This is a genomic window from Streptomyces sp. NPDC097640 (assembly GCF_040302705.1).
In the GTDB taxonomy this organism is placed as follows: Bacteria; Actinomycetota; Actinomycetes; order Streptomycetales; family Streptomycetaceae; genus Streptomyces.
Map to the genome: position 1 here is coordinate 227,757 of NZ_JBEOSB010000009.1, position 23,797 is coordinate 251,553.

20 protein-coding genes are annotated in these 23,797 nt (G+C 70.1%); 8 read left to right on the forward strand and 12 right to left on the reverse strand.

What is annotated here, in order from left to right; genetic code table 11:
* Position 1: 1 nt before the first annotated feature.
* The 3 genes from ABTY62_RS16695 to ABTY62_RS16705 form a co-directional block, all read right to left on the reverse strand.
* Positions 2-2,824, reverse strand: coding sequence for a hypothetical protein (locus ABTY62_RS16695; RefSeq protein WP_352130137.1), 2,823 nt, complete (start codon positions 2,822-2,824; stop codon positions 2-4).
* 59 nt (positions 2,825-2,883) lie between these two features.
* Complete coding sequence (locus tag ABTY62_RS16700) at positions 2,884-4,455, reverse strand: purine-cytosine permease family protein (protein ID WP_352130138.1); 1,572 nt, start codon at positions 4,453-4,455, stop codon at positions 2,884-2,886.
* Positions 4,456-4,604: 149 nt separating this feature from the next.
* A complete protein-coding gene (locus ABTY62_RS16705) occupies positions 4,605-4,772 on the reverse strand; it encodes a hypothetical protein (protein WP_352130139.1) in 168 nt (55 codons plus the stop codon).
* A 107-nt stretch (positions 4,773-4,879) separates the two neighbouring features.
* On the opposite strand from ABTY62_RS16705, the gene ABTY62_RS16710 reads away from it, so the two are divergent.
* Positions 4,880-5,851, forward strand: a complete 972-nt coding sequence (locus tag ABTY62_RS16710; protein ID WP_352130140.1) for a LacI family DNA-binding transcriptional regulator — start codon at positions 4,880-4,882, stop codon at positions 5,849-5,851.
* Positions 5,852-5,881: 30 nt separating this feature from the next.
* Here the strand turns inward: ABTY62_RS16710 and ABTY62_RS16715 are convergent, their stop codons facing one another.
* Both ABTY62_RS16715 and ABTY62_RS16720 read right to left on the reverse strand, forming a co-directional pair.
* Positions 5,882-7,948 (reverse strand): ATP-binding SpoIIE family protein phosphatase, encoded by a 2,067-nt coding sequence (locus tag ABTY62_RS16715; RefSeq protein ID WP_352130141.1) that lies wholly within the window; start codon positions 7,946-7,948, stop codon positions 5,882-5,884.
* A gap of 284 nt (positions 7,949-8,232) precedes the next feature.
* Positions 8,233-8,991: a dioxygenase family protein gene (locus tag ABTY62_RS16720; protein ID WP_352130142.1), complete on the reverse strand. Its 759-nt coding sequence runs from the start codon at positions 8,989-8,991 to the stop codon at positions 8,233-8,235.
* A 139-nt stretch (positions 8,992-9,130) separates the two neighbouring features.
* Here ABTY62_RS16720 and ABTY62_RS16725 point away from each other — a divergent pair, with 139 nt between their 5' ends.
* The 5 genes from ABTY62_RS16725 to ABTY62_RS16745 all read left to right on the forward strand — a co-directional run bounded on the left by ABTY62_RS16725 (position 9,131) and on the right by ABTY62_RS16745 (position 13,957).
* A complete protein-coding gene (locus ABTY62_RS16725; RefSeq protein ID WP_352130143.1) occupies positions 9,131-9,658 on the forward strand; it encodes a MarR family winged helix-turn-helix transcriptional regulator in 528 nt (175 codons plus the stop codon).
* 78 nt (positions 9,659-9,736) lie between these two features.
* Positions 9,737-10,402, forward strand: a complete 666-nt coding sequence (locus ABTY62_RS16730) for an SDR family NAD(P)-dependent oxidoreductase (protein WP_352130144.1) — start codon at positions 9,737-9,739, stop codon at positions 10,400-10,402.
* Positions 10,403-10,482: 80 nt separating this feature from the next.
* Positions 10,483-11,301 (forward strand): SDR family NAD(P)-dependent oxidoreductase, encoded by an 819-nt coding sequence (locus ABTY62_RS16735; RefSeq protein WP_352130145.1) that lies wholly within the window; start codon positions 10,483-10,485, stop codon positions 11,299-11,301.
* A gap of 345 nt (positions 11,302-11,646) precedes the next feature.
* Entirely contained in the window at positions 11,647-12,687 is a 1,041-nt protein-coding gene (locus ABTY62_RS16740) for a cupin domain-containing protein (RefSeq protein ID WP_352130146.1), read from the forward strand.
* 40 nt (positions 12,688-12,727) lie between these two features.
* The gene (locus ABTY62_RS16745; protein ID WP_352130147.1) at positions 12,728-13,957 is read left to right on the forward strand and encodes an Nramp family divalent metal transporter; all 1,230 of its coding nucleotides are present in this window, start codon (positions 12,728-12,730) and stop codon (positions 13,955-13,957) included.
* Positions 13,958-14,015: 58 nt separating this feature from the next.
* Here the strand turns inward: ABTY62_RS16745 and ABTY62_RS16750 are convergent, their stop codons facing one another.
* Entirely contained in the window at positions 14,016-14,627 is a 612-nt protein-coding gene (locus ABTY62_RS16750) for a hypothetical protein (protein WP_352130148.1), read from the reverse strand.
* A gap of 100 nt (positions 14,628-14,727) precedes the next feature.
* Positions 14,728-15,723, reverse strand: a complete 996-nt coding sequence (locus tag ABTY62_RS16755; RefSeq protein ID WP_352130149.1) for a LacI family DNA-binding transcriptional regulator — start codon at positions 15,721-15,723, stop codon at positions 14,728-14,730.
* A gap of 266 nt (positions 15,724-15,989) precedes the next feature.
* Here ABTY62_RS16755 and ABTY62_RS16760 point away from each other — a divergent pair, with 266 nt between their 5' ends.
* Positions 15,990-17,567, forward strand: coding sequence for a hypothetical protein (locus ABTY62_RS16760; protein ID WP_352130150.1), 1,578 nt, complete (start codon positions 15,990-15,992; stop codon positions 17,565-17,567).
* Positions 17,568-17,757: 190 nt separating this feature from the next.
* A complete protein-coding gene (locus ABTY62_RS16765) occupies positions 17,758-18,414 on the forward strand; it encodes a phosphatase PAP2 family protein (protein WP_352130151.1) in 657 nt (218 codons plus the stop codon).
* A 12-nt stretch (positions 18,415-18,426) separates the two neighbouring features.
* On the opposite strand, the gene ABTY62_RS16770 is transcribed toward ABTY62_RS16765, so the two are convergent.
* The 5 genes from ABTY62_RS16770 to ABTY62_RS16790 are packed head-to-tail and all read right to left on the reverse strand — an operon-like array spanning position 18,427 to position 23,797.
* The gene (locus ABTY62_RS16770) at positions 18,427-19,770 is read right to left on the reverse strand and encodes a glutamate-1-semialdehyde 2,1-aminomutase (protein ID WP_352130152.1); all 1,344 of its coding nucleotides are present in this window, start codon (positions 19,768-19,770) and stop codon (positions 18,427-18,429) included.
* 7 nt (positions 19,771-19,777) lie between these two features.
* Positions 19,778-20,329, reverse strand: coding sequence for a dTDP-4-dehydrorhamnose 3,5-epimerase (rfbC, locus tag ABTY62_RS16775; protein ID WP_352130153.1), 552 nt, complete (start codon positions 20,327-20,329; stop codon positions 19,778-19,780).
* Complete coding sequence (locus ABTY62_RS16780; RefSeq protein WP_352130154.1) at positions 20,326-21,564, reverse strand: polysaccharide pyruvyl transferase family protein; 1,239 nt, start codon at positions 21,562-21,564, stop codon at positions 20,326-20,328. Before ABTY62_RS16780 ends, rfbC begins: the two co-directional genes overlap by 4 nt.
* The gene (locus ABTY62_RS16785) at positions 21,561-22,508 is read right to left on the reverse strand and encodes a glycosyltransferase family 2 protein (protein ID WP_352130155.1); all 948 of its coding nucleotides are present in this window, start codon (positions 22,506-22,508) and stop codon (positions 21,561-21,563) included. The genes ABTY62_RS16780 and ABTY62_RS16785 overlap by 4 nt, the downstream gene beginning before the upstream one ends.
* Positions 22,505-23,797 carry an MATE family efflux transporter gene (locus ABTY62_RS16790; protein ID WP_352130256.1) on the reverse strand — a complete coding sequence of 431 codons (1,293 nt, stop codon included), beginning with the start codon at positions 23,795-23,797 and terminating at the stop codon, positions 22,505-22,507. Before ABTY62_RS16790 ends, ABTY62_RS16785 begins: the two co-directional genes overlap by 4 nt.

Genomic DNA, 23,797 nt, shown 5'->3' on the forward strand with positions numbered 1-23,797 from the left:
ATCAGCCTTCCGTGATCGAGGATGAGCGGGTGCCGGAGTCGCGGGGGCCGGAGCCGAAACCGTCCGGGGGCGCGCCGAGGTCAGGAGTGGCGAGCGCGTGGCTCAGCAGCGGGGGCGCGAGCAGTCCGCACGGCTCGGGCTCGGCGCGGAGCCCGGTCCCGGCGTAGTAGCGGTTGGCCGCCGACGGCGCGACCCGGATGCGGAGTTCGTTCCCCCCGGGCCGCAGGGCGTCAGCGGGGATCGTGACGCGGTACGGCGTCCAGGCGCGCGCCCCCACACGCACGCCGTTCACGGACACGATCACGGCTCCGGCGACAGCCGGGAGCGTCAGCTTCAGGGGGACCGGCGCGTCGAGCTCGATCTGCCGCACATAGTCGGCAGTGCCCGCGAACGCCGGAAGGCCCTGGCGCTCCCAGCCGCACGTCACCGCGATGTCGCGGCGGGTACCCGCCTCCTCGTACGCGTCCTCGGCGACCTCGAGCAGCCAGCCGGACTCGAGCTCCTCGGGAGCCGACCATTCCGGCGTGCCGTGACCGGCCGCGGCCTCGGAGTCTCCCGCGGCGAGCGGCTGACCGGAAGCGGGCTCCGCGCCCCTGCACACGTGCAACAAACGCAACGCGTTCTGCTCCAGCCGCAGCACGACCGGGCCCTCCGCTGCTTCGAGGGCATCTGCTTCGAGGGTGCGCACGGTGCCGTCGGAGGCCTCCCACTCCTCGATATGCCAGGGCCCGTCGGGCAGCAGGAGCTCCACCGTGCCCTCGGTCTCGGCGAAGCACGCGAAGCGGAAGCCGTCGGCCGCGTCCGGGCCGCCGCGCCAGCGAACCGGCGAGCCCGCGGGGACGCGCAGTGTCGGCTCGGTCCGCCCACGCCGCGCGACGAGCCCGCGCAGGACCGCCTCCTCGGGGACCGTGGCGAACACCTCCACGGCCGGGGCGAGGCCTGCCCAGTCCTCGCCGGCGGTCTGCGGGCCCTCCTGGTAGACAGCGGGCGTCGCACCGCTCGCGAGCACCCGTACCCCCGATTCGGCCAGGCCGCGAAGCCGGTGCAGCGATGCGGCCGAGCGCAGCGTTGTGACGGCGGGAAGCACGAGCGCCCGGTACCGGTGGTCCCCGAAGCACACCGCGCCCTCCTCCACGGCGGCGGCGTCGAGATCGCGTTCGTCCACGAGGTGGAAGCCCACCCGGGCCTCGGTGAGCGCGCGGGCCCACTCGCCCACCGCCGACGCCTGCTCGCCGAGCTGACCAGCGGTCCACACCGTACGCAACGGGTACAGGACCGCCACGTCGCTCTGCGGTGCCACCGGCTCGAGGAATTCGCTCAGCCGCGCGCTCTCGAGCGCGAACCCCAGGTGATGATCGGCGAACCACGGCTCGAAATTGATGCCCGGGGGAAAGTCGAAGCGCGGATTCCGCAGCGACTCGTGATCGTCTCCATGGCCGTGGGTCTGATAGAAGCCGTGGAAGACCATCTGCCGCATGCCCAGCAGATGGTGGTTGATCGCCGTGGTGCGCAGCTCCTGAAGGGTCAGCCCCCAGTGGCCCGACCACGGGGTCCCGCCTTCGGGCGGGGTGAGGAAGTACTGCTCGACCATCGTCCCGCCGCGGCCGTGGTGGCGGGCGACCGAGTCGCCGAACACCGGGCTGAGCTGCACCAGGGCGTCCTGCGCATCCACCGCGGTGAGGTCGCGGTAACCGTCCACGCCGAAGTGGTCGAGTCCGAAGTTCACGCGCAGATCCCAGTTGGCGAACGCGGTGTCGAGCGCCCAGCCGCCGACGTGCCCGAGGACTTCATGGCCGGTCTGACGCAGGCCGTGGGCGTGGCTCCAGGTGCGCAGCCTGCCGAGGAACGTCTCCATCGCGTAGCCGCTGAAGTGCTCGTAGAACTGGGCGCGAAGGCTCAGCCGCTCCGGCTCGTCCCCGTCGAGTACGGCGGCGAGCACCTGGGGGGTCCGCTCTGCCCAGCGCTCCCGGATCGAGACGGCCAGGCTCTCGTGGAACGGCATCGCCGAACGCAGATCGCCTGTGCGCTCCGCCCAGTCGTAGTACACGGCGTGCGGCTGGTCGAAGAACATGTAGGCGACGGTGGAGCCGAAGAAGTCGCCCAGGGCGTCGGCGAAGGGCTGGTAGCCGGCCTCGATGAAGCGATCGACCGCGACCGGGTCGACGGGGTTCACGAGCCGGGAGGTCGCGCAGCGGGCGGAGACGAACACGATCGCCTCCGCGCCGTCGGGCACGGGGTCGATGAGGCGGACACGACACCTGTCGGCGGTGCCGTCCACGCCGTCGACGAGCTCGGGCCGCTCGGCGGCCGCGCCCTGCTCCCCTTCCACGACCAGCGCGTACTCGACCCGCCAGTCGGCCCAGGCGACGACCCCGCCCTCGTAGTGCCAGTCCATCGCGGCCGGGCCGAGGTTCTCCGTCGCCGAGCGGATCCCGCTGAGCGAGCCCTCGCTCGCGCCCGCGGGGATCCGCACCCAGAACAGGTGCCGTTCGCGCAGTTCGTCGTGGCCGGTCACGGCCCGGCCCGCCGCGTGACCGGTCTGCCAGTTGTAGTCGTCGTAAATGCCGACGATCATGCCGAACTCGGCGGCCGTCTCGACGGCCATACGGCACGCGGCGAGGTAGTCGTCGTCCAGGTAACCCTCGATCGGGTACGACAGCCGCGCCTGCACCTGGAAGCTCCGGATCCCGGCGTCGTGCATCTGCCGCACCTGGGCGCGGATCGTGTCCTTGTCGGGGAGCCGGTGCCAGAACCAGTAGGCGGCGGGCGCATGCCACGGGTCCGGGTTCCGGAATCGCTGGAGCGAGGTCTCATGTGCGGACAAAGGGGGTCAGCTCCTCGAGCGGCGGCGAGACCCGCGTGGGCCTCGCCGCCACGGGTCGGTCAGCGTTCGGTGCGGTCGGCCGCGCGCCTGCCGGCCGCGTCGGGGATCGGAACCTCGAGTCCGCCCTCCCCGCGAGCGGCGTCTCCCGCGGTCACGAGCGAGTAGTCGGGCTTCGGGTCCAGCTGGAGTCCGAACGTGAGGATCCCGTAGAGCGCGGCGCCGAGCGCCAGGGCGATGACGATGCCGAGCCCGCTCGACCCGAACACGCCGGTGCGGCCGCTCTCGGTGAGGAGGAATCCCGTGATCTTCCCGAAGTTCGGGTCGGAGCTGGTCACGAGGCCGAGACCGACGACGGTTCCGGTGATCAGACTCAGAATCGCCGTCCAGCGCCCGTCGCGGCCGCCGTAGCCACGCGGGTTCGCCATGTCGGTGTTCCAGCCCATGCGGCGCTGCCGTATGAAGTCGACGATCTGGATGCCGCCCATGGTGCCCATCATCACGGCGATGAGCGACAGGAACGACTGGAACGTCGCGAGGAACGAGGTGGAGATGAACAGCAGGTAGAAGGCGCCCGCCGCGATGATGATCGCGTTGATCGAGGTCGTCACGGAGCGGCGCAGCCGTACGCCGACCGCCATGAGCGCGAGGCCGGAACTGTACATGCCGGTGATGGCCGCCGAGACGAGCGAGATGACGATCACGATGGAGAAGGGAACGAAGAACCACATCGGCAGGAGCTCGGTGAGCGCCCCGATCGGGTCGGACGCTGTGGCGGCACCGAGCTTCGAATCCCCGCCGACGAGAAGCGCGCCGACGGCGAGGAGGATGACGACCGGCAGGCTGAGCCCGGCGACCGTCCAGCCGATCACGCCGCGCGCCGGGGTGTCGCGGGGGAGGTAACGGGCGAAGTCGCCGCCGTAGTTGAGGAAGCCGAGGCCGACGAGGGTCATCGCCATGATGATGCCGCCGATGAACACCAGCGGTCCGCCCGCGGGGGTGTCACCGAGGTGCGCCCACTCGATCTCCGGCACCATGAACCCGAGGAACGCGATCGTCATGATGCCGGTCACCCACGAGATCCAGACCTCGACCTTCATGATGAACTCATGGCCGAGGACGGAGACCGTCATGGTCACGGCGAGCACGAGCACGAACCACAGCACGATCGTGAACGTGGCGCTCGACCCGTCCGCGTCGGCGAACACCGACGGCCACAGCTTCGCGAACAGGTTCGCGCCGGTGGTCGAGGCAAGGGTGATAATCGTCACCTTCCAGCCCATATTGGACAGGTAGGCGAAGAACGCGGGGATCCTGTTGCCCTTCAGGCCGAACGCGAAGCGCGTCTGGGCGAGGGTCGGCAGCCCCGTGCGGGGCCCGCCGACCGCGAGGACGCCGACGAGGGCGGACGAGGCGAGGTAGCCGACGGTCCCGGCGACGATCGTCTGCCAGACGTTCAGGCCGAGGCCGAAGACGAAGATGCCGTAGCTGATGCCGAGGATCGAGATGTTCCAGGCGAACCACACGGGGAACAGGCCGCTCGGCCTCCCTCGCCGTTCGGCATCGGGAACGGGATTGACGCCGTTCGATTCGACGGTTGTGCCTCTACGACCTTGCTGAGCCTCATTGCTCATGGAAGGGCGCCTTTCGATGTATAGCGATGTGGGGAGGGGCGGGTGGTGTTCGGGGAAGTCATGGGTTCGCGTGCGACGTGCGACGTGCGGCGTGCGCGGAGGGGGCATCGCGGTCGCGGCGGAGGCGTGTGCGGCGGTGAGGCGGACCGCTAAGCGGTGGGGTGGACCGCTAATCCGCCCTGTACGGGGACGACGACGCCGCTGGAGCCGAGCAGGGTGACGTCGGCGCGGCCGAGGCCGAGGTTCACCGATCCGACGACAAGCACCCGTCCGCCGCCCCCCGGGGCGTGCGGCGCGCGGTCGCGCGGTACTCTCATCGTCGGGAAAACCATTTCCGAACCTAAGCACGCTGGCCCCTGCCGCGTCAACGGGTCGCCGAGACCCCCCTGATAGCATCCACGGCCAGGAACCAGGGGAGATCAGGATGGGCGCGCGCATCGGCTTGAAGGACGTGGCGTTGCGCGCGGGGGTCTCGGTGCCGACGGCGAGCCGTGTGCTCTCCGGTGTTCAGCGCAACGTCGATCCGGAGCTGGCGCTACGGGTGCGGAACGCATGCGAGGAACTGGGCTACAGGGTGAACGCCGCGGCGCGGGCGCTGCGGATACAGTCGACGGATTCGTTGGCGCTTGTCGTTCCGGCGATCGCGAACGCGTACTTCGCGGAGCTGGTGTCGGCGTACTCGCGCCGCCTGGATCTTGAGGGCAAGCGGCTGGTGACGATCGACACGGACGAGAGCCCGGAGACCGAGCAGCGCCAGCTCGGCACCATGGACCGGGTGCTGGTGGACGCGGTACTCGTGGTGCCTGCGGCGTTCGAGCGGAGTGGCGCGGCGATCACGGAGCTCGCGCGGTCCAACCGTGTCGTGCAGGTAGACCGCCGCGCACGAGGCGTCGAAGCGCCGTCCGTACGGCTCGACAACGCGGCGGGGGTCCGCCTGCTCGTGGATCACCTGCGGGCGCGGGGCCGCCGCAGCATCCTGATGGTCGACGCCCAGGAAGACTCCTCGTCGAGCATCGAGCGCACCACCGCGTTCCGCGCGCTCGCCGGGCCGGACGACCGGGTTCTGGAAATGCCGAACTTCACCGTGGCGAGCGGCATCGACGCGGCGCAGCTCCTGCTCGAGAACCCCGGCGACACAGATGCGATCATCTGCACCGCTGACACTGTCGCGCTCGGCCTGCTGACGGCGCTTCAGCACGCCGGTAAACGCGTGCCCGCCGAGTACGCCATCACGAGTTTCGACGGCACGTACATCTCCGACACCGCCGCCCCGGGGCTCACCACCCTGGGCTCGACCGCCGAGCGCATGGTCGAGGCGTCCCTCGCCCTCCTCGACGGCGACAGCGGTGATGTCGTCCTGAAACCCGAGCTCGTGGTCCGCGGTTCCAGCGGCTGAGTGTCGAGCGCCCACGTCCAGCCGCCACCCCTAGGGAAGAGTGACCGGAGTCGGGCCCGTGATCAGTTCCGCCCAGATCGTCTTGCCGTGGCGGCCGTGGCGCGTGCCCCAGCGTTCGGCGAGCTGGGCGACGATGAACAGACCGCGGCCGCCTTCGTCGTAGGTTCGAGCCCGCCGCAGGTGGGGGGTGGTGGTACTGCCGTCGGAGACCTCGCAGATCAGACTGTGCTCTTCGAGGATGAGGCGGAGCTGGATCGGGGACTGCGCGTAGCGGATGGCGTTGGTGACCAGCTCACTGGCTATGAGCTCGGTCGTGAAGACGGCGTCCTCGAGCCCCCATGCGGTGAGTTGGTCGGACGCGTGCGCGCGGGTGTCGGCGACGGCGGCGGGGTCTGTCGGGACGTCCCAGGTGGCGACGTGGTCGGCGTCCAGGACTCGGGTGCGGGCGATGAGCAGGGCCACATCATCGGTGGGCTGGTCGTTGAGCAGTGCGCCGAGAACGGCCCGGCACCGTCCGTCCAGCGACGGCTCCGGGATGCTCAGTGCTTGCAGCAGCTCCTGGAGTCCGCTCTCCAGGTCGCTGTGGTGCTCGTGGATGAGGCCGTCGGTGTACAGGGCCAGGAGACTGCCTTCCGGTACGTGCACGTCCACTGATTCGAAAGGCAGGTTCCCCAGGCCGAGGGAAGGGCCCAGGGGAGTGTCAACGATCTGGGCGTCATGATCCGGTGTGACGATGGCGGGTGGAGGGTGGCCGGCGCTCGCGAGGGTGCAGCGGCCGGCGATGGGATCGTAGACCGCGTAGAGGCAGGTTGCTCCCACCTCTCCTGCGGTGCTCTCGGTATCCGGGGCACCCACGGCCTCGTGTACGGGTCTGCTTTCAGTGCTGAGCCGAAGCACGACGTCGTTGAGGTGGGTGAGGAGTTCGTCGGGTTGCAGGTCGATGTCGGCCAGTGTGCGCACGGCGGCACGCAGCCGGGTCATGGTGGCCGAGGCGTGCAGTCCGTACCCGACGACGTCACCGACGACGAGCGCGACGCGAGCGCCGGACAGCGGTATCACGTCGAACCAGTCGCCGCCCATGCCGGCGCTGTGGCTCGCCGGGATGTATCGGCTAGCCATCTCGGCCGCGGCGAGTTCGGGCATGTGTCTGGGCAGGAGGCTGCGCTGCAGGACCAGCGCGGTGTCGCGTTCATGGGCGTACCGTCGGGCGTTGTCCAGGCAGATCGCGGCCCGTGTCCCGATCTCCGCGGCGAGAGCGAGGTCGTCGGTGTCGAATGCGCGGGGCGGCCGATGCCGCAGAAGCGTCACCGCGCCGAGGGCCCTCCCGCCGGCGCACAGCGGAACAGCGATGGCTGAGCGCATGCGGTATGCATCTTTCTGCACGGTGTGGTCCCGCGCCAGCCAGCGCTCGATGTCGGTGGTGTCTACGTAGCTCGCCCGTGCGGGTGTGCACGCGGTCAGGTAGCGCGCGGGGAGCGATACGCCCCAGAGTCCCTCCTCGTTCTTATTCTTCTCAGCCTTCAATTCGCCGTCGGTGCGTCCTGGGGGATCGGGACGGTGGGCGACGTGGCGCAGCGCGATGGGCTCCGTGAATGGTTTGGCAGGCGGCTCTCTGCCTTTCAGGACAGCATCGAAGAGTTCCACACTGACGTAGTCCGCGAATGCGGGTACGGTAACCTCCGCCAGTTCCCGGGCGGTTTGCGTCACGTCCAGTGTTCTGCCGAGGTGCTCGCTCGCCTCGCTCAGCAGGGACAGCCGATGTCGGGCGACCATGATTTGCATCCGGACCCTGCACACCGCGACGCTGATGACCCCCGCCAGTGCTACACCCGTGATGACCACGACGCGGCCGCCTACGGAGATGACAGGCAGGGCGACGCCGTAGATGCAGGCGGCCGCCGCAAGGGAGAGGACACTGATCATCAGGGTGTGCCGGAGCGGCAGCAACGCGGCGGCCACGAGAGGTGCGACCGTCGCGTAGAGAGCCCACCGTAGGAGGCCGTTGCCCGAAACCTCGACCACCAGGGCTGAGAACAGCGCTATGTACCCGACGAGGACCGCGACTACCCATTCGTCCCTTCGAAGGGTGATCGCCATATCCTGCTCTCCCTTGCCTGTCCCCCTTGCCTGGAGGCGAGTCCCCTGGTTCATACGCCGCGAGGGGAACCTGAATGACGCTGGAGATAGCCGACCGTGCGTGGAGTTTCCCGGGAAGGCCGGTCACTTTTCACACGCTAACAGACGGATGGTTCTCCGTCCTGCGGGGTTGAATAAGTTTCCGACGTCAATTGCCGACAATAAGCCTTCGCGCGGTCACGGCCCGTAGTTGGAGGGTGGATGCAAATAATTTCCCATGCGAAGGAACGGTGGCACGGCAGGTATCAGGGGAGGGCTACGGTCAGGGTGAATGACGCGGTGAGTCCGTGTTCCAGCCGGCTGGGATCCACCGGGCTCACGTCCAGGAGCAGGTCCGCACCCCCCGCGGACTGGTAGACCAGGTCGTCCTTGTTGGGGAGCCGTTGCAGCGTGGTGTGCTGGTTGTAGGGCGGGAATGCCTCAATGGCCTCGTTGTACTCCTCCGGGAGGTAGAGCTGCCCGGTATACACCTCGTGGCCCTCGATGTGGACCTTGGTGTGGATGTGGATGCTGCGGGTGAAGTACCACCCTGGGTAGATGGTTCCGAACTCGGCCGCCCCGTCGACGCCGGTGGGCTGGGCGCCGCGCAGGAAGCGTGAGCCGTCGGACGGCGGGACGTGGCCGGAGTCGTTCATGGCCGGCAGGGTGTCGGGGTCGTGTGCGAGGTGTCCGGAGTAGTACCCGAGGGCGTCGCAGTGCCACACCTCGACCGTGGCACCAGGGACCGGTTTGCCCTGATCGGCGCTGAGGACGCTGATACGCAGCCGGAGCGGAACTCCGGGGCGGCCCTCGGCGATGTCCGCCCGCGGGCCGGCTTCGTCGTCGGCGTCGATGTAGTAGGGCCCTTCGGTTGTCTGCGGGGATGCGCTCGTGAGGCGCTCGCGGGCGCCGTCCGCACCGGCCAGCACCTCTGCCGCCGGGCGGCCGTGCGCGGCCAGGATGGCCTGCAAAGCGGCGGCCTGTGCGTCCGCGGTGATGACGTCGGAGTTCTTCTCGGTGGGCATGGGGGTCCCTTCGGTTCGCTGTCCGCGTCCGCGGTCCAGCCAATAACTCCAATGTTGAAGTGAGAGTAGCACCAGATCGCTTCATGCTTGAAGTGAAGGGGCGATGGCATTCACTCCAACCTTGGAGTACATTGGCGGCATGGAAGATGCACCGGACGCTGTCGGGCCGCGCTGGCTCGACGGCGATGAGCAGCAGCAGTGGTACGCGTTCGCCTATGTGCTGACGCAGTTCCCGGCCGCGCTGGAGGCGCAGATGCAGCGGCATGCGGGCATCTCGCACTTCGACTACGTGGTGATGTCCGCGCTGTCGATGGCGCCGGAGCGCACCCTGCGGATGAGCGAGGTTGCCCAGTACGCGGGCAGCACACTCTCGCGGCTGTCCAACGTGGTCATCCGACTGGAGAAGCGTGGCTGGGTGCGCCGTCACCCCGATCCTGCCGACGGGCGCTCGACGCTGGCCACCCTCACCGACGAGGGTTTCGCCAAGGTCGAAGAAGCGGCCCCCGTGCACGTTGAAGCGGTGCGCCGCTGGATTTTCGACCCGCTCACCAAGGCACAGCAGCGCCAGCTCGGCGCCGTCTCCCAGCGGATCCTCGGCGCTCTTCACGCGCCGCTTCCCACCGACTGGCCGGCGCCCGGCACGGCGTCGCCGGCCGACCGCGACTGACGCCGGTACGCCTCCAGCCCTCCCTCCCTCCCTGGCCGTCCGGTCAGGGTCACACCACCCCCTTGTCCAGGAGCACGTATGCCCACCATCGCCATCGTCGGAGCCGGACCCGGTCTCGGCCTGTCCATCGCCAAGGTTTTCGGCGGCCACGGCTTCGACGTCGCCCTCGTCTCCCGCAGCAAGGACAAGCTCGACACGCTGGTCACCGAGCTCGCCGAGGCCGGGATCACCGCGGAGGGCTTCCCCGCTGACGTAGCCGACTCCGCCCAGCTCGCCACCGCGTTGGAGCAGGCGATCGCCCGGTTCGGACGGATCGACGTCCTGGAGTTCTCGCCCCACGCCGGGCTGACCATGACCGCGCCGCAGGACGTCACCGTCGACGTACTGCGCCCGCTGATCGACAGCCTCCTCTACGGTGCGGTCACCGCAGCTCAGACCGTGCTGCCCGGAATGGTCGAAGCCGGCTCCGGCACCCTGCTGTTCACCACCGGTGGCGGCGCCCTCACCCCGTACCCGATGCTCGCCGACGCGAACATCGCCCAGGCAGGCCAGCGCAACTGGGCGCTCAACCTGCACAACACCCTTGCCGACAAGGGCATCTACGCCGCGAACGTGGCCATCAACCTCATGATCGGCGCCCAGGCTCCGGAAGGCGTCCCCCACCGTTCGCCCGACGACATCGCGGTGGACTACTGGAACCTTCACGTCAGCCGCGACCAGGCCGAGCACTTCATCGGCAACTGAGCCCCCGCAACGGCACTCGGGCGGCCGCCGGCTCACACCGCCGTCAGCCGGCGGCCGCCCGCCTTCTTCCCCGGAGCACCATGAAGACCATCCTCATCGCCGGAGGCAACAGCGGCATCGGTCTCCAGGCCGCCCGCGACCTCCTCGCCGACGGCCACCGCCTCGTCCTCCTGGGCCGCGACCCGCGCAAGGGCGAGGCCGCCCTCACCCTGCTCGACGCCCCCGCCGACAGGGCCTCGTTCTTCGCCACCGACCTGTCCACCCACGACGGCGTCCGCGACGCCGCCAGGCGCATCCTCGACCAGCACGACCACCTCGACGCGCTCGTCCACACCACCGGCGTGCTCACCAACCAGGACAGCCGCACGGCCGACGGCCTGCACCCCTTCTTCCCGGTCAACTACCTCAGCCGCTACCACCTCACCCAGCTCCTCCTGCCCGCCCTGCACCGCGCCGAGCGGCCGGTCGTGCTGATGATGACGGCCGCTGTACCGCCCATCGGCGACGCCGACTTCGCCCGGTTCCCCCAGTTCACGGACTTCAGCTTCGGCCGCGACCGCAAGCCCGTCCAGCTGGCCAACCACCACTACGCCGCCCATCTCACCCACACCACCCCGGGCCTTGCCGCAGGCGTGGTGAACGCGGGCGCGGCGAAGACCGACATCATGCGCGCCGCCCCCTGGTACATGCGAGTCGGCGCCAAGGTCCTCGGCCCGGTCGTCTTCGACTCCGTTGAGACCTCCGCGCACAACGTGGTGGAAGCCGTCCGCCGCGACGACTGGAAGGGGCCCCTCTACTGGGGCAAGCCCGGGAAGTTCGAACAGCGCACACCGATCGATCTCAGCACCACAGGCACCCAGCACCTCATGGATGTCTCCCGCACCCTCACCGGAGCCTGACACCGCGCCTACGGGGGACACCGGCAACGCCGGAGTACGTGAATGCCCCTCGCCGACGGGGGATGCGGCGAGGGACACGTCCAGTGTGGCACGGCACAAGCGTCGAGGTGCCCGATCTGGGCGATACACATCGCATATATCTACAAGCGGAGCCCGACCATCTCCTCCGCCTCGGCGGCGGTGGCCCACCAGTACCAAGGGCGAAGATCACCGAGAGCCAAGCCGAGCACGGATCCGTTTCGTGTCACCCGGACGCCTTCCACGGCTGTCTGCTGTCCCTGACCTGTGCGAAGTTCGATGCGGGCCTCGGGGAGTATTCCATCTGGCAGACGAGTGAGGAGAGCAATGTCGACAGGCTCGCCATACTGGGTGTCCCTTACCGCGGCCGAAGCGGCGTTTCAGAGTGACCTTGGCAGTGTTCAGGTGGTCGATGGGCAGAGCCTGCCGATCCTCAGCCGACTGTCCATCAAGCGTGTGGTTCTCGCCCCCGGGGCGGTTCGTGAACCGCAGTGGAACGTCAACGCGAACCAGTTGGCTTACGTCGTCAGCGGCGAGGTGCTGGTCTCCTTGCTGGCGAACGGGGAACAGTTCGCCTCCTTCGTGGTCGGCGAAGGACAGATGTATCACGTGGAGTCCGGTGCGGTTTACCACATCGAGAACCTGGGCTCGGCGGATGCCGAAATCATCATCGCCCTGCGGAACGAGCGGCCCCAGCACTTCTCCCTGCGCGACAGCCTGTCGGCCATGACCAACCCGGTACTCGGCAACACCTATGACCTGCCGAGCACGGCGTTCGCCGCCTTCGAGCGGGCACCCGCGGAGCAGATCTTCGCCCGCCGGGGCAGCATCACGGCCGATCCCACCCAGAAACTCCCGAACGCCCGTCTCTTCGACATCGAGGGTCAGCACGCCCCTCTGTCGTACGCGTACGGTTCAGCGAACCTGGCGCGCAAACAGTTCTGGGCAGCTCTCGACGACATCTCGATGTATTCCCTGCGGATCAAGGAAGACGGGATGCGGGAGCCTCACTGGCATCCGGTCACCGCCGAAATGGGCTACGTCGCCAAGGGGCGAGCGCGCATGCGCGTACTGGCACCCGACGTCATCCTCGGCGAGTACGAACTGGGTCCGGGCGATGTGTACTTCGTGCCACGCGCCTACCCGCACCATATCGAGGTCCTGGACGACGGGGGCTTCCACTTCCTCATCTTCTTCGACCAGCCGACGCCCGGCGACGTCGGCTACCGGGCGACCGCGACGGCGTTCTCCCGTGAGGTGCTCGCCGGTACCTTCGGCATCCCGGAGCGGGAACTGCCTCAGTTCCCCTTCACACCGCAGGACCCTCTCATCGTCCCCAGACGCAACCCCATCGGCGCCACCGAATGACACGGCGCAGAACCCGATGTGAGCACCAGGGCCGGCGCGGATGACCATCGTCAAGGCTCCTTCCGCACAGCGTCTCGACGACCGGGCCGCGGTTGCCGCCTCCTGGCGCATCGGTCCGGCCTTCGTGGCCGCGGTCGCCTACGTCGACCCGGGGAACGTCGTCACCAATGTGGCCGCAGGTGCCAGCCATGGCACAACCCTGCTCTGGGTCGTCGTGCTGGCGACACTGGTGGCCGGGCCGGTGCAGTACCTGGCCGCGAAGCTCGGTGCGACCACGGGGAAGAGCCTGCCCGAGCTGATCGCCGACCGGTGCAGCCGCCCGGTCCGGTTGGCCTACTGGCCCCAGGCCGAGGCTGTGTCCATCGCCACCGACCTCGCCGAAGTGCTCGGCGCCGCGATCGCGCTGCACCTGCTCTTCGGCATCCCTCTGCCGCTGGGCGGGCTGCTGGCTGCCGGTGCGGGCGCCGTCCTGCTGGCCGCGGGCGACCGCTTCGGACCGTGCTTCCTCCGGAATGTCGCAGTCGTCTCCCTCGCCCTCATCGCGGGCGCCTTCGTCTTCTGCCTGCTCGCCCGTCCGCCCGGTCTCGACGAGCTCGGCGCGGGACTCATTCCCTCGCTGGAAGGCGACGGTGTCCTGGTCCTTGCCGCAGGCATCGTCGGAGCCACGATCATGCCGCACGCGGTGCACATCCACAGCGCACTCGCCCGAGACCACCCTCGGCTGTCCGCTCACCGGACCGACGTGGCTCTGGCGATGCTCGTCGCCGGGACGACCAATGCCGTCATGCTCCTCGTCGGTGCCGGCGCCCTACAGGGATCCACCAGCGGTGGCTTCGGCGCCATCGCCACCGACGTGGCCGCCCGCATCGGGTCCGCCGCCCAGTTGGCATTCCTTGTCGCGCTACTCGTCAGCGGCGTGACATCCACGGTGGTGGGAACTCAAGCGGGCGCCGTCGTGACAAGCGGACTTCTCCGCCGCAGTGTCCCACTCTGGGCACGGCGCTGCACGACCGTCCTTCCCGCCGTCGCTCTGCTCGCCCTCGGCGTCTCCCCGGTCACCCTGCTCATCACCAGCCAGGTCGTCCTGGCTGTCGGACTCCCGCTGGTTCTCGTCCCCCTGGTCGCCGCCACGTCCTCCCCACGCGTCATGGGCACAGCCGCGAACACCCGCCCACTGGCGATCGCCATGGCCGCGGCAACAACAGCAGTGATCTGCCTGGACGTGTCGCTTCTCGTGCAATTCGTGCAGGGCTGCCTCCAGGACGGGTAGCGCGCGACGCCAGAAGGCACCGCGCATCACGCGGTGCCTTCCGGTGAGTCCGATCGGATCAGGCGTTGAGCAGGAGCCAGCCCCCGAGGCCGCTGCACATACTCGCGTTGTAGGCATCGGCGCGGAAGCCGGGCGGTATGGGCACACCGGGGCAGATGTACTGGCCGGCGCGGGCCTGGACCTGCAACCACGAGCCGATGTTGCCGCAACCGGTGTTCATGTGGGCGGTGAGCACGTAACCGGTGGGAATCGGCGAGCCCGCACAGACCCACTGGCCGTCGCGGGCCAGTTGCATGAACCAGGTGTCGATGTTTGCGCCGCACCCTTGGGCGGTGTGGAGCGTGAGTACGTAGCCGGTGGGGATCGGCGAGGTGGCGCAGACCCAGATCCCGTCCTGCACGGGCTGTATGAACCAGGAGCCGGCACCGTTGCACCCGCTCGCGTTGCGGAAGGTGACCACGTAATCCGGCGGTATGGGGGTGCCGGGGCAGACCCATCCGGGGGACGCCGCCTCAGTGGCGGCGGCGTTCGGCGCCGCACTTGCCGTGCCGGCGGTCGCGCCGGTGAGGGCGGCCACCAGCAGCGCGACCACACCCACCGCGGCGGCGAGCCGACTTCGGACCGTCACTGCCAATGAACGACCGATAAAATCGCGAAACTTATTCTTCACACTTCACACCTTTCCAATCGATTGATTTCGCGAAGCGCCGCACGGTGTTGTGCGGCACTGAGCTTTGGAAGGGGAATGCGGCCATTCCTCGGGGCTGGGCTCAGCTTCTGACGTTGAGGCTCGGTTCGAGCAGCATCCGCTGGTGCCGCGCGCCCACCTGGTCGGTGAGCTGCTGATGCAGCAGCCGGAAGCAATGCCCCGCGGCCTCTTCCAGCGGCTGGACCACACTGCTGATCCCCAGCGCCAGAGCGGCGGCGGTGTCGTCGAAGCCGACGAGCGCGAGGCTGCGGCCTGTTTCGAGGTTCCGCCTGGCAGCGCCGACGGCGATCGAGTCGGACACGCAGACGGCGGCCGTCACGTCCGGGTGTTCGTCGGCGAGCTGGTCGGCCATGGCGGCGCCGTTCTCGATGGTGTCCGCCCTGTTCAGAGAGATGAACTCGGCGGCCGGACTTTCGGCCAGCGCGCGCCGCCAGCCCGACTCGCGGTCGTCGCCGACTCCGGCCGAGTCGTCCCAGCCGAAGAACGCGATCTTGCGATGCCCGGCGTCGAGCAGATGGCGCGTGGCGGCATAGGTGCCCGCCGAGCCGTCGACGTCGACCCAGGAGTGCTCGGGCGCGGGTGACCAGGACCGGCCGAAGGCGACGAAGGGAATGCCGCGTTCGGTCAGCCATCCGATGCGCTGGTCGTAGCGGTGGGTGGCGACTACCACCACACCGTCGAGGTTCAAGGTGGCCAGCAGGTCCTTGTAGGTGGCGATCTCCTCTTCGTCGCTGTCGGCCACAAAGACGATCAGGTGGTAGTTCTCGGTCCGCGCGGCGGCGCACAGGGCGTGGGTGAACCGCTCCAGGGCGAGGCCGCTGACCCCTTCAGGGGCCGATGTGATCCGGACCGCGATCGCCTGGGACCGGTCGGTACGCATGCTCCGTGCCGCGAGATGGGGCCGGTAGTCCAGCGCGGCGATCGCCTCCTCGACGCGCTGCCGGGTCTCCGACGCCACCATCTCCGGCGTGTGCAGAAAGTTGGAGACGGTCTGCCGGGAGACGCCGGCGTACTCCGCGACCGACATGATCGTCGCCCTCCCGGTCTTCCTGGCCACCGTTACGACTCCCATCAGCTTCTTGTCGATTGGAACGTGCAAGCAGCGGACTTGAACGTTCAAAATCGCTGTTTGCACGTTCAAATCGACAGGCATCAGTGTCGTGTGACGGATCTGACGGTGTCAATGCGTCGTTCGCACCCAGTCGAAAGATCGAGGGCTGCGACACTCCTCGAGCCACCCCCAGGCGCTGACCGCACGTGACGGGGACACCGGCAGGCCGGCCGATCCTCGCGCAGTCGGCGTGTCCTTGACATGATCAGCAGATGTATCGCATACGTCGTCCAGGCGCGGCCCTGGCCGTTCTGCTCGGTGCCGGTGCCCTGCTCGCGCCCGCAGGGTCGGCCCAAGCAGCGGGGCCGGCCGTCGAGTTGGACGTGCCGCAAACGGCGTACCTGCCCAAGCGCGGGACCAGCCCCACCGGCGGTGTCCGTCTCTGGCTGGCCCCGCAGCCGGGCGCGGGTCGCGCGACGCAGTCCGATGTGACGCTGAGGGTCGACGCGTCGGACCTGGACGGTGTCGCCCGAATCCGCACCCGCCGTGAGTGCGGAGATCACGCCATGGGCGCGACCGATGTCGTCGACTGCGCTTTGGGTACCCTCACGCGCGGCAAGGACAACTACCCGGACGCCGTCTACATCGAGGCCGTCCCCGGAGCGCGCCTCGGCAGTCACGGCACCATCCGCTACACCTTCAGCGCCCCTGGCGCCGAGTATGTCGTCTTCGAGACGGACGTACGGATAGAGGGACCCGACCTGCGCCCGCGCAAGGAGAAGCCCCGTGAGGGCGACGCGCCCGGCGCGAGCTTCGGCTTCAGGCCGCAGATCCGCAACGCCGGCGCGTTCCCCGCCCAAGGCTTCGGCCTGACCATCAGCAGCCCACGCGTCGCCTTCGCCAGGCAGTACAGCAACTGCCGGTACGGGCCCGGGTCCACCTCAACCTCCGCTGACTGCTGGTTCGATCAGCGGATCGAGCCGGGCCGGGCGTACGAGGTCGTCGAGCCCATCTCCGTCGCCGTGCCGGACACGATGGTGAACGGCGGTTTCACCTACAAGCCGTACCTCCAGGGCATGACCGGAAACGCCGAGGAGAATCTGGGCGCGACCGGCACCGATCCGGGCTTGCGGCCGGGCACGGGCCCCGAGCTGAAGGTACGTCCCGTCGACACCCCGGCCGACGCCTTCACCGACAGGTTCGGCCTCGGCGAGGTCCGGCTCCACACCTCACAGACCGCCGACCTACAGGTGCGCGCCGACGCGATCGAGGGCACGACGGGCACCACCGCCGAGTCCACGTTCCAGCTGCGCAACGCAGGACCGGGCCGGATCTCGGGCACGGGTCTGCGCATCACCGTGCCCGAGGGCCTGAGCGTGGTGGCGCCCACGCCGCCACCCGACCCCGACAACGAGCTGGAATGGCAGTGGGAGTGCTCCCACAGCGAGGAGCGCGTCTACACCTGCGGCCCTGACCACCCCCTGGAGCCGGGCGACACCTGGGAGACGACCCTCGAGTTCCGCATCGACCGGAACGTACGCGGAGCGAGGGGTCTGCTCGAAGCGGTCCACGATTCCGAGCGGCCCGCGAACGACCCGAAGAAGTCGAACGATTCGGCACCCATCGACGTACGCGCCACCGGGGGCCGATTGGTCGAGCCCACCGAGCCGAACCCGAAGCCGGCATCGGCCACCGGGGACAGCGAGGGCAAGGACGACTCCATGCTCTTGGTGACGGCAGTGGTGCTCGGCACGGTCCTCGGGGGCGGTGCGCTGGCATTCGCACTGCGTGCGAGGGCGGCCCGACGCAAGGCGGCACCGGAACCCACGTCGGGCCCGGATGAGACCTGACCGTTTCTCCGCGCCGCTTCTTCGTACGGCGTTTGGCGCGACCACATTGTTGGTTAGGGTGGCGAGGAGAGACTGAGGGACAGGCTGATGGCTCCCGCGCGGGCCACGTCAGTCATGACGGGGGGGCTCGTTGGTGGGGAGTTGGCGCCGGCAGAGGCTCAAGGACTCGTCGACCGGGCGCGGTGGGCGTGTGACCGGCCGGTCGGCGCCCGCGGTGCTGCCCCCATCGCTGCGCGTGTGGCTCGGGATGGTCGCGGCCCTCGCCGGGTTGGTGGTCGTCGTCCTCGGGGTCCGGTATGCCGGCGACAGCAACCCCGGCAGGGTGGACGCGCGGATCGGGGCCGCGCTGGACGGTGTGGGGTCGCCGTGGCGGCACATCGCTCTGGCCACGGACTTCTTGGGGGAGCCCGGGGGAGCGGCGATGCTGGTCGTGGCCACCGTGGCGGGCTGCCTGCTGCTTCGGCGTCCTCGTGCGGCGGTGCTCGTCGTTGTCGGCGTCGGCCTGGCCGTGGGGACGGCGACGCTGCTCAAGTCCCTGGCGGGACGCACCATCCACGACGGGAACCTGTCCTACCCGAGCGGGCACACCGCCTTCCTCACCGCGCTCGCCCTCGTGGTGGCGCTGCTCGCGGCCGGCCGGCTCGGCCTCGGCAGGACGGCCGGCACGTCACTCGTGCTCGCCGCGGCGCTGGTGGCCGGCGCCGCCATGGGCTGGGCGCAGATCGCCCTGGGCGCCCACTACCCGACCGACGTCCTCGGCGGCTGGTGCACCGCCCTGGCGGTGATACCGGCCACCGCGTGGCTGGTCGACCGGATGGCCGACGCCGTTCGTCGTAAGCGCCGCTGACATCTCGTCACGTCACGCCAAGCGGCGGAATACGGGCTTCACCGGTCGTCCGGCCAGCCAGGCGGTGGGGTCGGCGGCCTCCAGTGCCTTCCGGTACACCCCACATGCCTGGGCCACCACGTCGACGGTGTGATCGATGTCGGCGTCGCCGAGCGCGCTGCTCACCACGAACGACGGGGCCAGCACCCCGCCCGCGAGGAGCCGGCGCAGGAACAGGGTGCGGTACTGCTGCGACGGCTGCCCGTTCTCGTCGAGGGTGGCGAAGACCAGGTTGCTGGCCCGGCCCCGGACGACGATGTGGTCGCCGACGCCCATGGTGGCCGCGGCGTCGCGGACACCCGCGGCCAGCCGCTCGCCGAGGGCGTGCAGCCGCGCGGTGACGCCCTCTTCGACGTAGGTGGTGAGCACGGCCATCGCGGCTGCCAGGGAGTGCGTTTCCGCACCGTGCGTGGTGGACAGCAGGAACACCCGGTCGCCGGAGTGACGCTGCCCGCCCAGCTCCATCAGATCGCGGCGCCCGGCCAGCGCGGAGACGGCGAATCCGTTGCCCAGCGCCTTGCCGAACGTGGAGAGGTCGGGGACGACGCCGTACAGGCCCTGGGCGCCCGCCTCGGACCAGCGGAAGCCGGTGATCATCTCATCGAAGACGAGTACGCAGCCGTGCCGGTCGGCCAGTTCGCGCAGGCCGGCGAGGTACCCGGGCGCCGGCTCGGTGTGGGTGGCGGGTTCGAGGATCAGGCAGGCGATTTCGTCCTGGTACCGGGTGAGCAGCTCCTCCGTGGCGGCCAGGTCCCCGTAGGGGAACGCCACGGTGAGCTCGCTGGTCGCGGCCGGAACACCGGCGGACATCGGCGTGGTGCCGATGAACCAGTCGTCGACGGAGAAGAACGGATGGTCGGCGCAGATCGCCACCCGCGGGCGCCCGGTGGCGGCGCGGGCGAGGCGCACCGCGGCGGTGGTGGCGTCGGAGCCGTTCTTCGCGAACTTCACCATCTCGGCGGTCGGCACCGTGGCCAGGAAACGTTCCGCGGCCTCGACCTCCACGATGGACGGCCGGACGAAGTTGCTGCCGCGGTCGAGTTCCCGCCGCACCGCCTCGATGACGCGTGGGTGGGCATGGCCGAGGCTGACGGACCGCAGGCCGGAGCCGTACTCGATGTAGCGGTTGCCGTCGACGTCCCACACGTGGGCACCGCGGCCGTGGCTGATGACCGGGGCCAGGTTTTCGGGGTACTGGTCGTCGGCCTTGGCGTAGGTGTGCGCGCCCCCGGGGATCAGGGCGTGCAGCCGCTCGTTCGCCAGCCGCGACCGGGGCAGCAGGAACTCTTCGGTGTTTTCGGTGTCTTCGGTGGCCACGCCGACCTCAACTCCCTTTTTGCTTGAGGACCTCGGCGAGGCTCGGCGCCTCCCGGTCCCGCTGGGACAGCGATGTGACCGGCAGCGGCCAGGGGATGGCGAGCTCTGGGTCGTCGAAGGCGATCGTCACATCCTCGGCCGGATCGTGCGGGCGGTCGATCCGGTACGAGGTGTCGGCGGTTTCGGTCAGCGCCTGGAAGCCGTGCGCGCACCCCGCCGGGATGTACAGGGTCATCTGCGTCTCGTCGGACAGCTCGAAGAAGGCCCGGTTGCCGTAGGTAGGCGAGTCCGTCCGCAGGTCCACGACGACGTCGAAGATCCTCCCGTACGAGCACCGCACCAGCTTGGCCTCGCCGGCGCCGGAGCGCAGGTGCAGGCCGCGCAGCACGCCCCGGACCGAGCGGGACAGGCTGTCCTGGACGAAGGCGTCGGGGTCGAGGCCCACCGAGCGGACCACGTCGGCGTCGAAGGTGCGGCAGAAGAAGCCGCGCTCGTCGGCGTACGGGGTCGGCTCGAACAGGTACGCGCCGGCGATCGCGGGGACTTCGGTCGCTTTCATGGAGACTCCTGCCGAGCGTGGACGTGGGTGTGGTCGGCCGCAGGGAACAGGGCCGCGGTCAAGGCCGTGAACTGGTGCTCGAGTTGCCGGGCGGCGGCCCGGTTCCGCTCGGCGAGGGTCTGCCGTAGCTCCGCCGCGTGCTTCTCCAGCTCCCGGAACTGCTCGAGCAGCCGGTCGGCGTCGACCTCGCGCGCCGGGTGGCGGTACGCGGCAAGGCCCATCCGCGCCATGAGCGCGTCGCTCTTCGCCGCATAGCTGAGCGCGAGTGTCGGCGTGCCGACCTTCAGCGCGCAGATCAGGTTGTGGTACCGGATCGCCACCACGGTGTCGGCAGCCGCCGTCTCCTTCATCAGGTCGGCAAGCGAGGCCGTCTCGGCTGCGGTGACCAGAGGCGAGTCCACCGCGTCGAGGATCGCGGCGACCACCGACGCGTCGCACTTGTCGCCGGTGAGCAGCCGGACGGGCCTGCCGTCCTCGACCAGTGCGCGCACGAACCGGATCGTCCCGTCGAGGTAGCGCCGGTGGATCTCCTCGGCGCGGGCGCGGTCGTCGTTGCCGCCGTGGAAGTCCATGACGCCGACGCAGACTTGGCCCGGCCGCCCGGAGGGAGCGCTCGCGGGCGGCGTCGGCAGGGCGAACGCGAGGTCCGGGTGGACCTCGTCGCGCGCGGTGTCCACGCCCATCGCCCGCATCGCGTCGCGGGACTGGCCGTCCCGGTACGAGCGGTACGCGGCCAGCCGCGCCGACCAGCGCACCAGGGTTCGGGTCGGTCGGTTGCCGATCGCGGCGGCGCCGACGCCGACCAGCGCGACCCGGGTGCCGAACAGCCGGCCACTCGCGCAGAGCAGGAACAGTGAGTACGGGAAGCCCCACGGCCGCAGCGGCAGCGTGGCCTCCAGGACGCCCATGCCCGGCACGATCACCACGTCGTGCCGGCGCACCCAGGCGGCGGTGCGGAAGACGTCGACGAGTTTGCCCAGACCCTTCGCCGCGATCGCGCCCGCACGTGACGCGGTCCGGTACTCCGTGCGGTTCCAGTGCAGCCGCGTGGCGGGGATCCCGAACCGGGTCGTCACGGCCTCGGGCCCGCCGCACAGCGCGTCCACGACCGCCTCCGGGTGCTCGGCGCGGAGGTACCCGAGCACGGCCTCGAGCGACCCGTCGTTGCCGAGGTTGCCGGAGCCGAGCAGGCCGAACACCCCGACGCGCACCGGGGTTTCGTTCGCAGTCGTCATGCCCGCCTCCCCTCACGGCCGGCGACGAGGGCGTCGACGGAGACCGTGAGCAGGGCCGGGTCGACCGGGGCGCGGTCCTCGACCCGCTCGCCGGCGCCCGGCCGGACCCGGCTGGTCATCCACGCGGCCAGGTGGCGGTAGCACGCGCGCCGGTCGGCCGGGGACAACGGCGCCCGCCGGATCGCCGAGGCGAAGCCCCAGACGTACTCGGCGAGCAGCCGGGGCGTCGGGTGCAGCGGGCCTGCCCGGCGCGGGTCCAGGTTGACGCACCGGGAGCGCTTGGAAGGGTTCGCCCGCTCGGCGCGGGTGGGGTGGTCGCGGCGGAAGTACATCAGCTCCGGCACCTGGTGGAAGGGCCCGTGCAGGGTGATCTCGGCGACGAACGTGCGGTCCGCGTGGTGGTAGCTGTCCATCGGTTTCACCCGGCGCAGCATGTCGGCCCGCAGCACCCCGTAGAAGTCGTCGCCACCCGGCTCGAACAGCAGACTGCGGAAGCGCTCCGGCGGGTGGGGCGAGTCGGTGGCGAGCCCGTACTCGTACGGGACCTTCACCTGGCCGTCGCCGTCGATGACCGCCTGGCCGGTGTGCGCGAGGATCACGTCCGGCCGCTCGTCCAGCGCCTCCACGCAGCGCCGCAGCAGGTCCCGGGCGTACAGGTCGTCGTGCGAGGCCCACTTGAACAGCTCGCCGCGGGACTCGGCGAACACATGGTTGTGGTTCGGCGTGGCGCCGATGTTCCGGGGCAGCCTGAGGTACCGGATGCGCGAGTCCCGCGCGGCGTACGTGCGGCAGATGTCCTGGGTCCCGTCGGTCGAGGCGTTGTCGGAGATGACCAGCTCGAAGTCCTCGTAGGTCTGGCCGAGCAGGGCGTCGAGCGACTCGGCCAGGTACTCCTCGCCGTTGTACACGGGCAGGCCGATGCTCAGCCTGGGGCGGTCGGTCATGAGGTCCTCACTTCGGGTGTGGGGTTGTGGTGGCGCTCGCGCAGGGCGGACCGCAGTTGCAGCCACCACACGGCTGAGCTGCTCAACGTCGCGGCGGCGACGCCCCAGGCCGAGCCGACGGCGCCGGCGACGGCCGCCCCGCCGAGCCCGCCGCCGACGTAACCGGCGGAGGCGAACAGCTGGCAGCGCAGGCTGCGCCGGGCCGCGGCGAGTGCGCGCAGCCCGGCCGCCGCGCCGGTGCCGAGGCCGGCGCCCGCGACGCCGAGCGTGATCGGCACGATGAGCTGCGAGGCGGAGGGCCAGACGCCGCCGAGCGCCAGCTCGCCGAGCCGGTCCGGCATCAGCAGCAGCGCCCCGCCCCAGAGCAGCGCGGCGGCGGCCTGCCCGCCGCCCAGCAGGAGACAGAACGTGCCGAGGCGGTGCGGGGCCTGCCGCAGCACGCGTGCCGCCTCCGGGACGGTGACCAGGGACAGCCCCATCAGTACGGCGAGGAACGGGCCCATCAGGAGCTCGGCGCCCCGCACCGCACCCACCGCGCCGAGCCCGACGATCGCGCCGAGCCCGTACGCCCGCAGCTGGCTCGCGCCGCTGAGGGCGACGTTCTCGACCAGGTACCGGTAGCCGAGATCGCGCTGCTCACGAAGCCACCCGCGCGCCTCGGGCATCCGGGGCCGGATGCCGGACTGGAGGCAGCCGTATCCCGCGGCCACCGCTGCGGACGCGCCCCAGGCGAGCAGATACGCGGCCACGCTGCCCACCCGGGCCGCCACCACCATGGCCGGGACGAGCGCGACGCCCCACACGAGGTCGTTGACGAACGCCTTCCGCCCGCTGCCGGCGGCGAAGAACGCGAACCGCCAGGCGTCCTGAAGCAGCAGTGCCGGCAGCACGACGCCGAGGACGGCGAACGCGGACCCCACGCTGCCGCCGAGGGCAAGCCCGACCACCGAGCAGGCCGCGCCGAGGGCGGCACCGAGGCCGAGCGCGGTACCCGAGGACCGGGCCACCGCCGCGCGCCAGGACGCGGCCGGCACACCGCTGAAGCGCACCACGAGCGGGTCGGTGGCCAGCCCGCGGGAGACGTTGAGCACCACGCCGTAGGTCACCCAGGCCAGGCTGAACACGCCGAACGCGGCCACCCCCAGCGAGCGGGCCACGTAGATCCCCACCACGAAGTTGGACATGCTGGAGGCCGCCTGGTCGGCCAGTCCCCAGGACAGCCGGCCGACCATGGCCCGCTTGGCGGTCGGGGCCGCCGGTGCCGTCGCCTTCTCCCCCTCGGTGGTCAT

What these genes read in the sequence shown, in the direction of transcription:
- ABTY62_RS16700 (WP_352130138.1), bottom strand. Translation starts at nt 4,455, where the DNA reads ATGAGCAATGAGGCTCAGCAAGGTCGTAGAGGCACAACCGTCGAATCG.
- ABTY62_RS16705 (WP_352130139.1), bottom strand. Translation starts at nt 4,772, where the DNA reads ATGAGAGTACCGCGCGACCGCGCGCCGCACGCCCCGGGGGGCGGCGGA.
- ABTY62_RS16710 (WP_352130140.1), top strand. Translation starts at nt 4,880, where the DNA reads ATGGGCGCGCGCATCGGCTTGAAGGACGTGGCGTTGCGCGCGGGGGTC.
- ABTY62_RS16715 (WP_352130141.1), bottom strand. Translation starts at nt 7,948, where the DNA reads ATGGCGATCACCCTTCGAAGGGACGAATGGGTAGTCGCGGTCCTCGTC.
- ABTY62_RS16720 (WP_352130142.1), bottom strand. Translation starts at nt 8,991, where the DNA reads ATGCCCACCGAGAAGAACTCCGACGTCATCACCGCGGACGCACAGGCC.
- ABTY62_RS16725 (WP_352130143.1), top strand. Translation starts at nt 9,131, where the DNA reads ATGGAAGATGCACCGGACGCTGTCGGGCCGCGCTGGCTCGACGGCGAT.
- ABTY62_RS16730 (WP_352130144.1), top strand. Translation starts at nt 9,737, where the DNA reads ATGCCCACCATCGCCATCGTCGGAGCCGGACCCGGTCTCGGCCTGTCC.
- ABTY62_RS16735 (WP_352130145.1), top strand. Translation starts at nt 10,483, where the DNA reads ATGAAGACCATCCTCATCGCCGGAGGCAACAGCGGCATCGGTCTCCAG.
- ABTY62_RS16740 (WP_352130146.1), top strand. Translation starts at nt 11,647, where the DNA reads ATGTCGACAGGCTCGCCATACTGGGTGTCCCTTACCGCGGCCGAAGCG.
- ABTY62_RS16745 (WP_352130147.1), top strand. Translation starts at nt 12,728, where the DNA reads ATGACCATCGTCAAGGCTCCTTCCGCACAGCGTCTCGACGACCGGGCC.
- ABTY62_RS16760 (WP_352130150.1), top strand. Translation starts at nt 15,990, where the DNA reads ATGTATCGCATACGTCGTCCAGGCGCGGCCCTGGCCGTTCTGCTCGGT.
- rfbC (WP_352130153.1), bottom strand. Translation starts at nt 20,329, where the DNA reads ATGAAAGCGACCGAAGTCCCCGCGATCGCCGGCGCGTACCTGTTCGAG.
- ABTY62_RS16780 (WP_352130154.1), bottom strand. Translation starts at nt 21,564, where the DNA reads ATGACGACTGCGAACGAAACCCCGGTGCGCGTCGGGGTGTTCGGCCTG.
- ABTY62_RS16785 (WP_352130155.1), bottom strand. Translation starts at nt 22,508, where the DNA reads ATGACCGACCGCCCCAGGCTGAGCATCGGCCTGCCCGTGTACAACGGC.
- ABTY62_RS16790 (WP_352130256.1), bottom strand. Translation starts at nt 23,797, where the DNA reads ATGACCACCGAGGGGGAGAAGGCGACGGCACCGGCGGCCCCGACCGCC.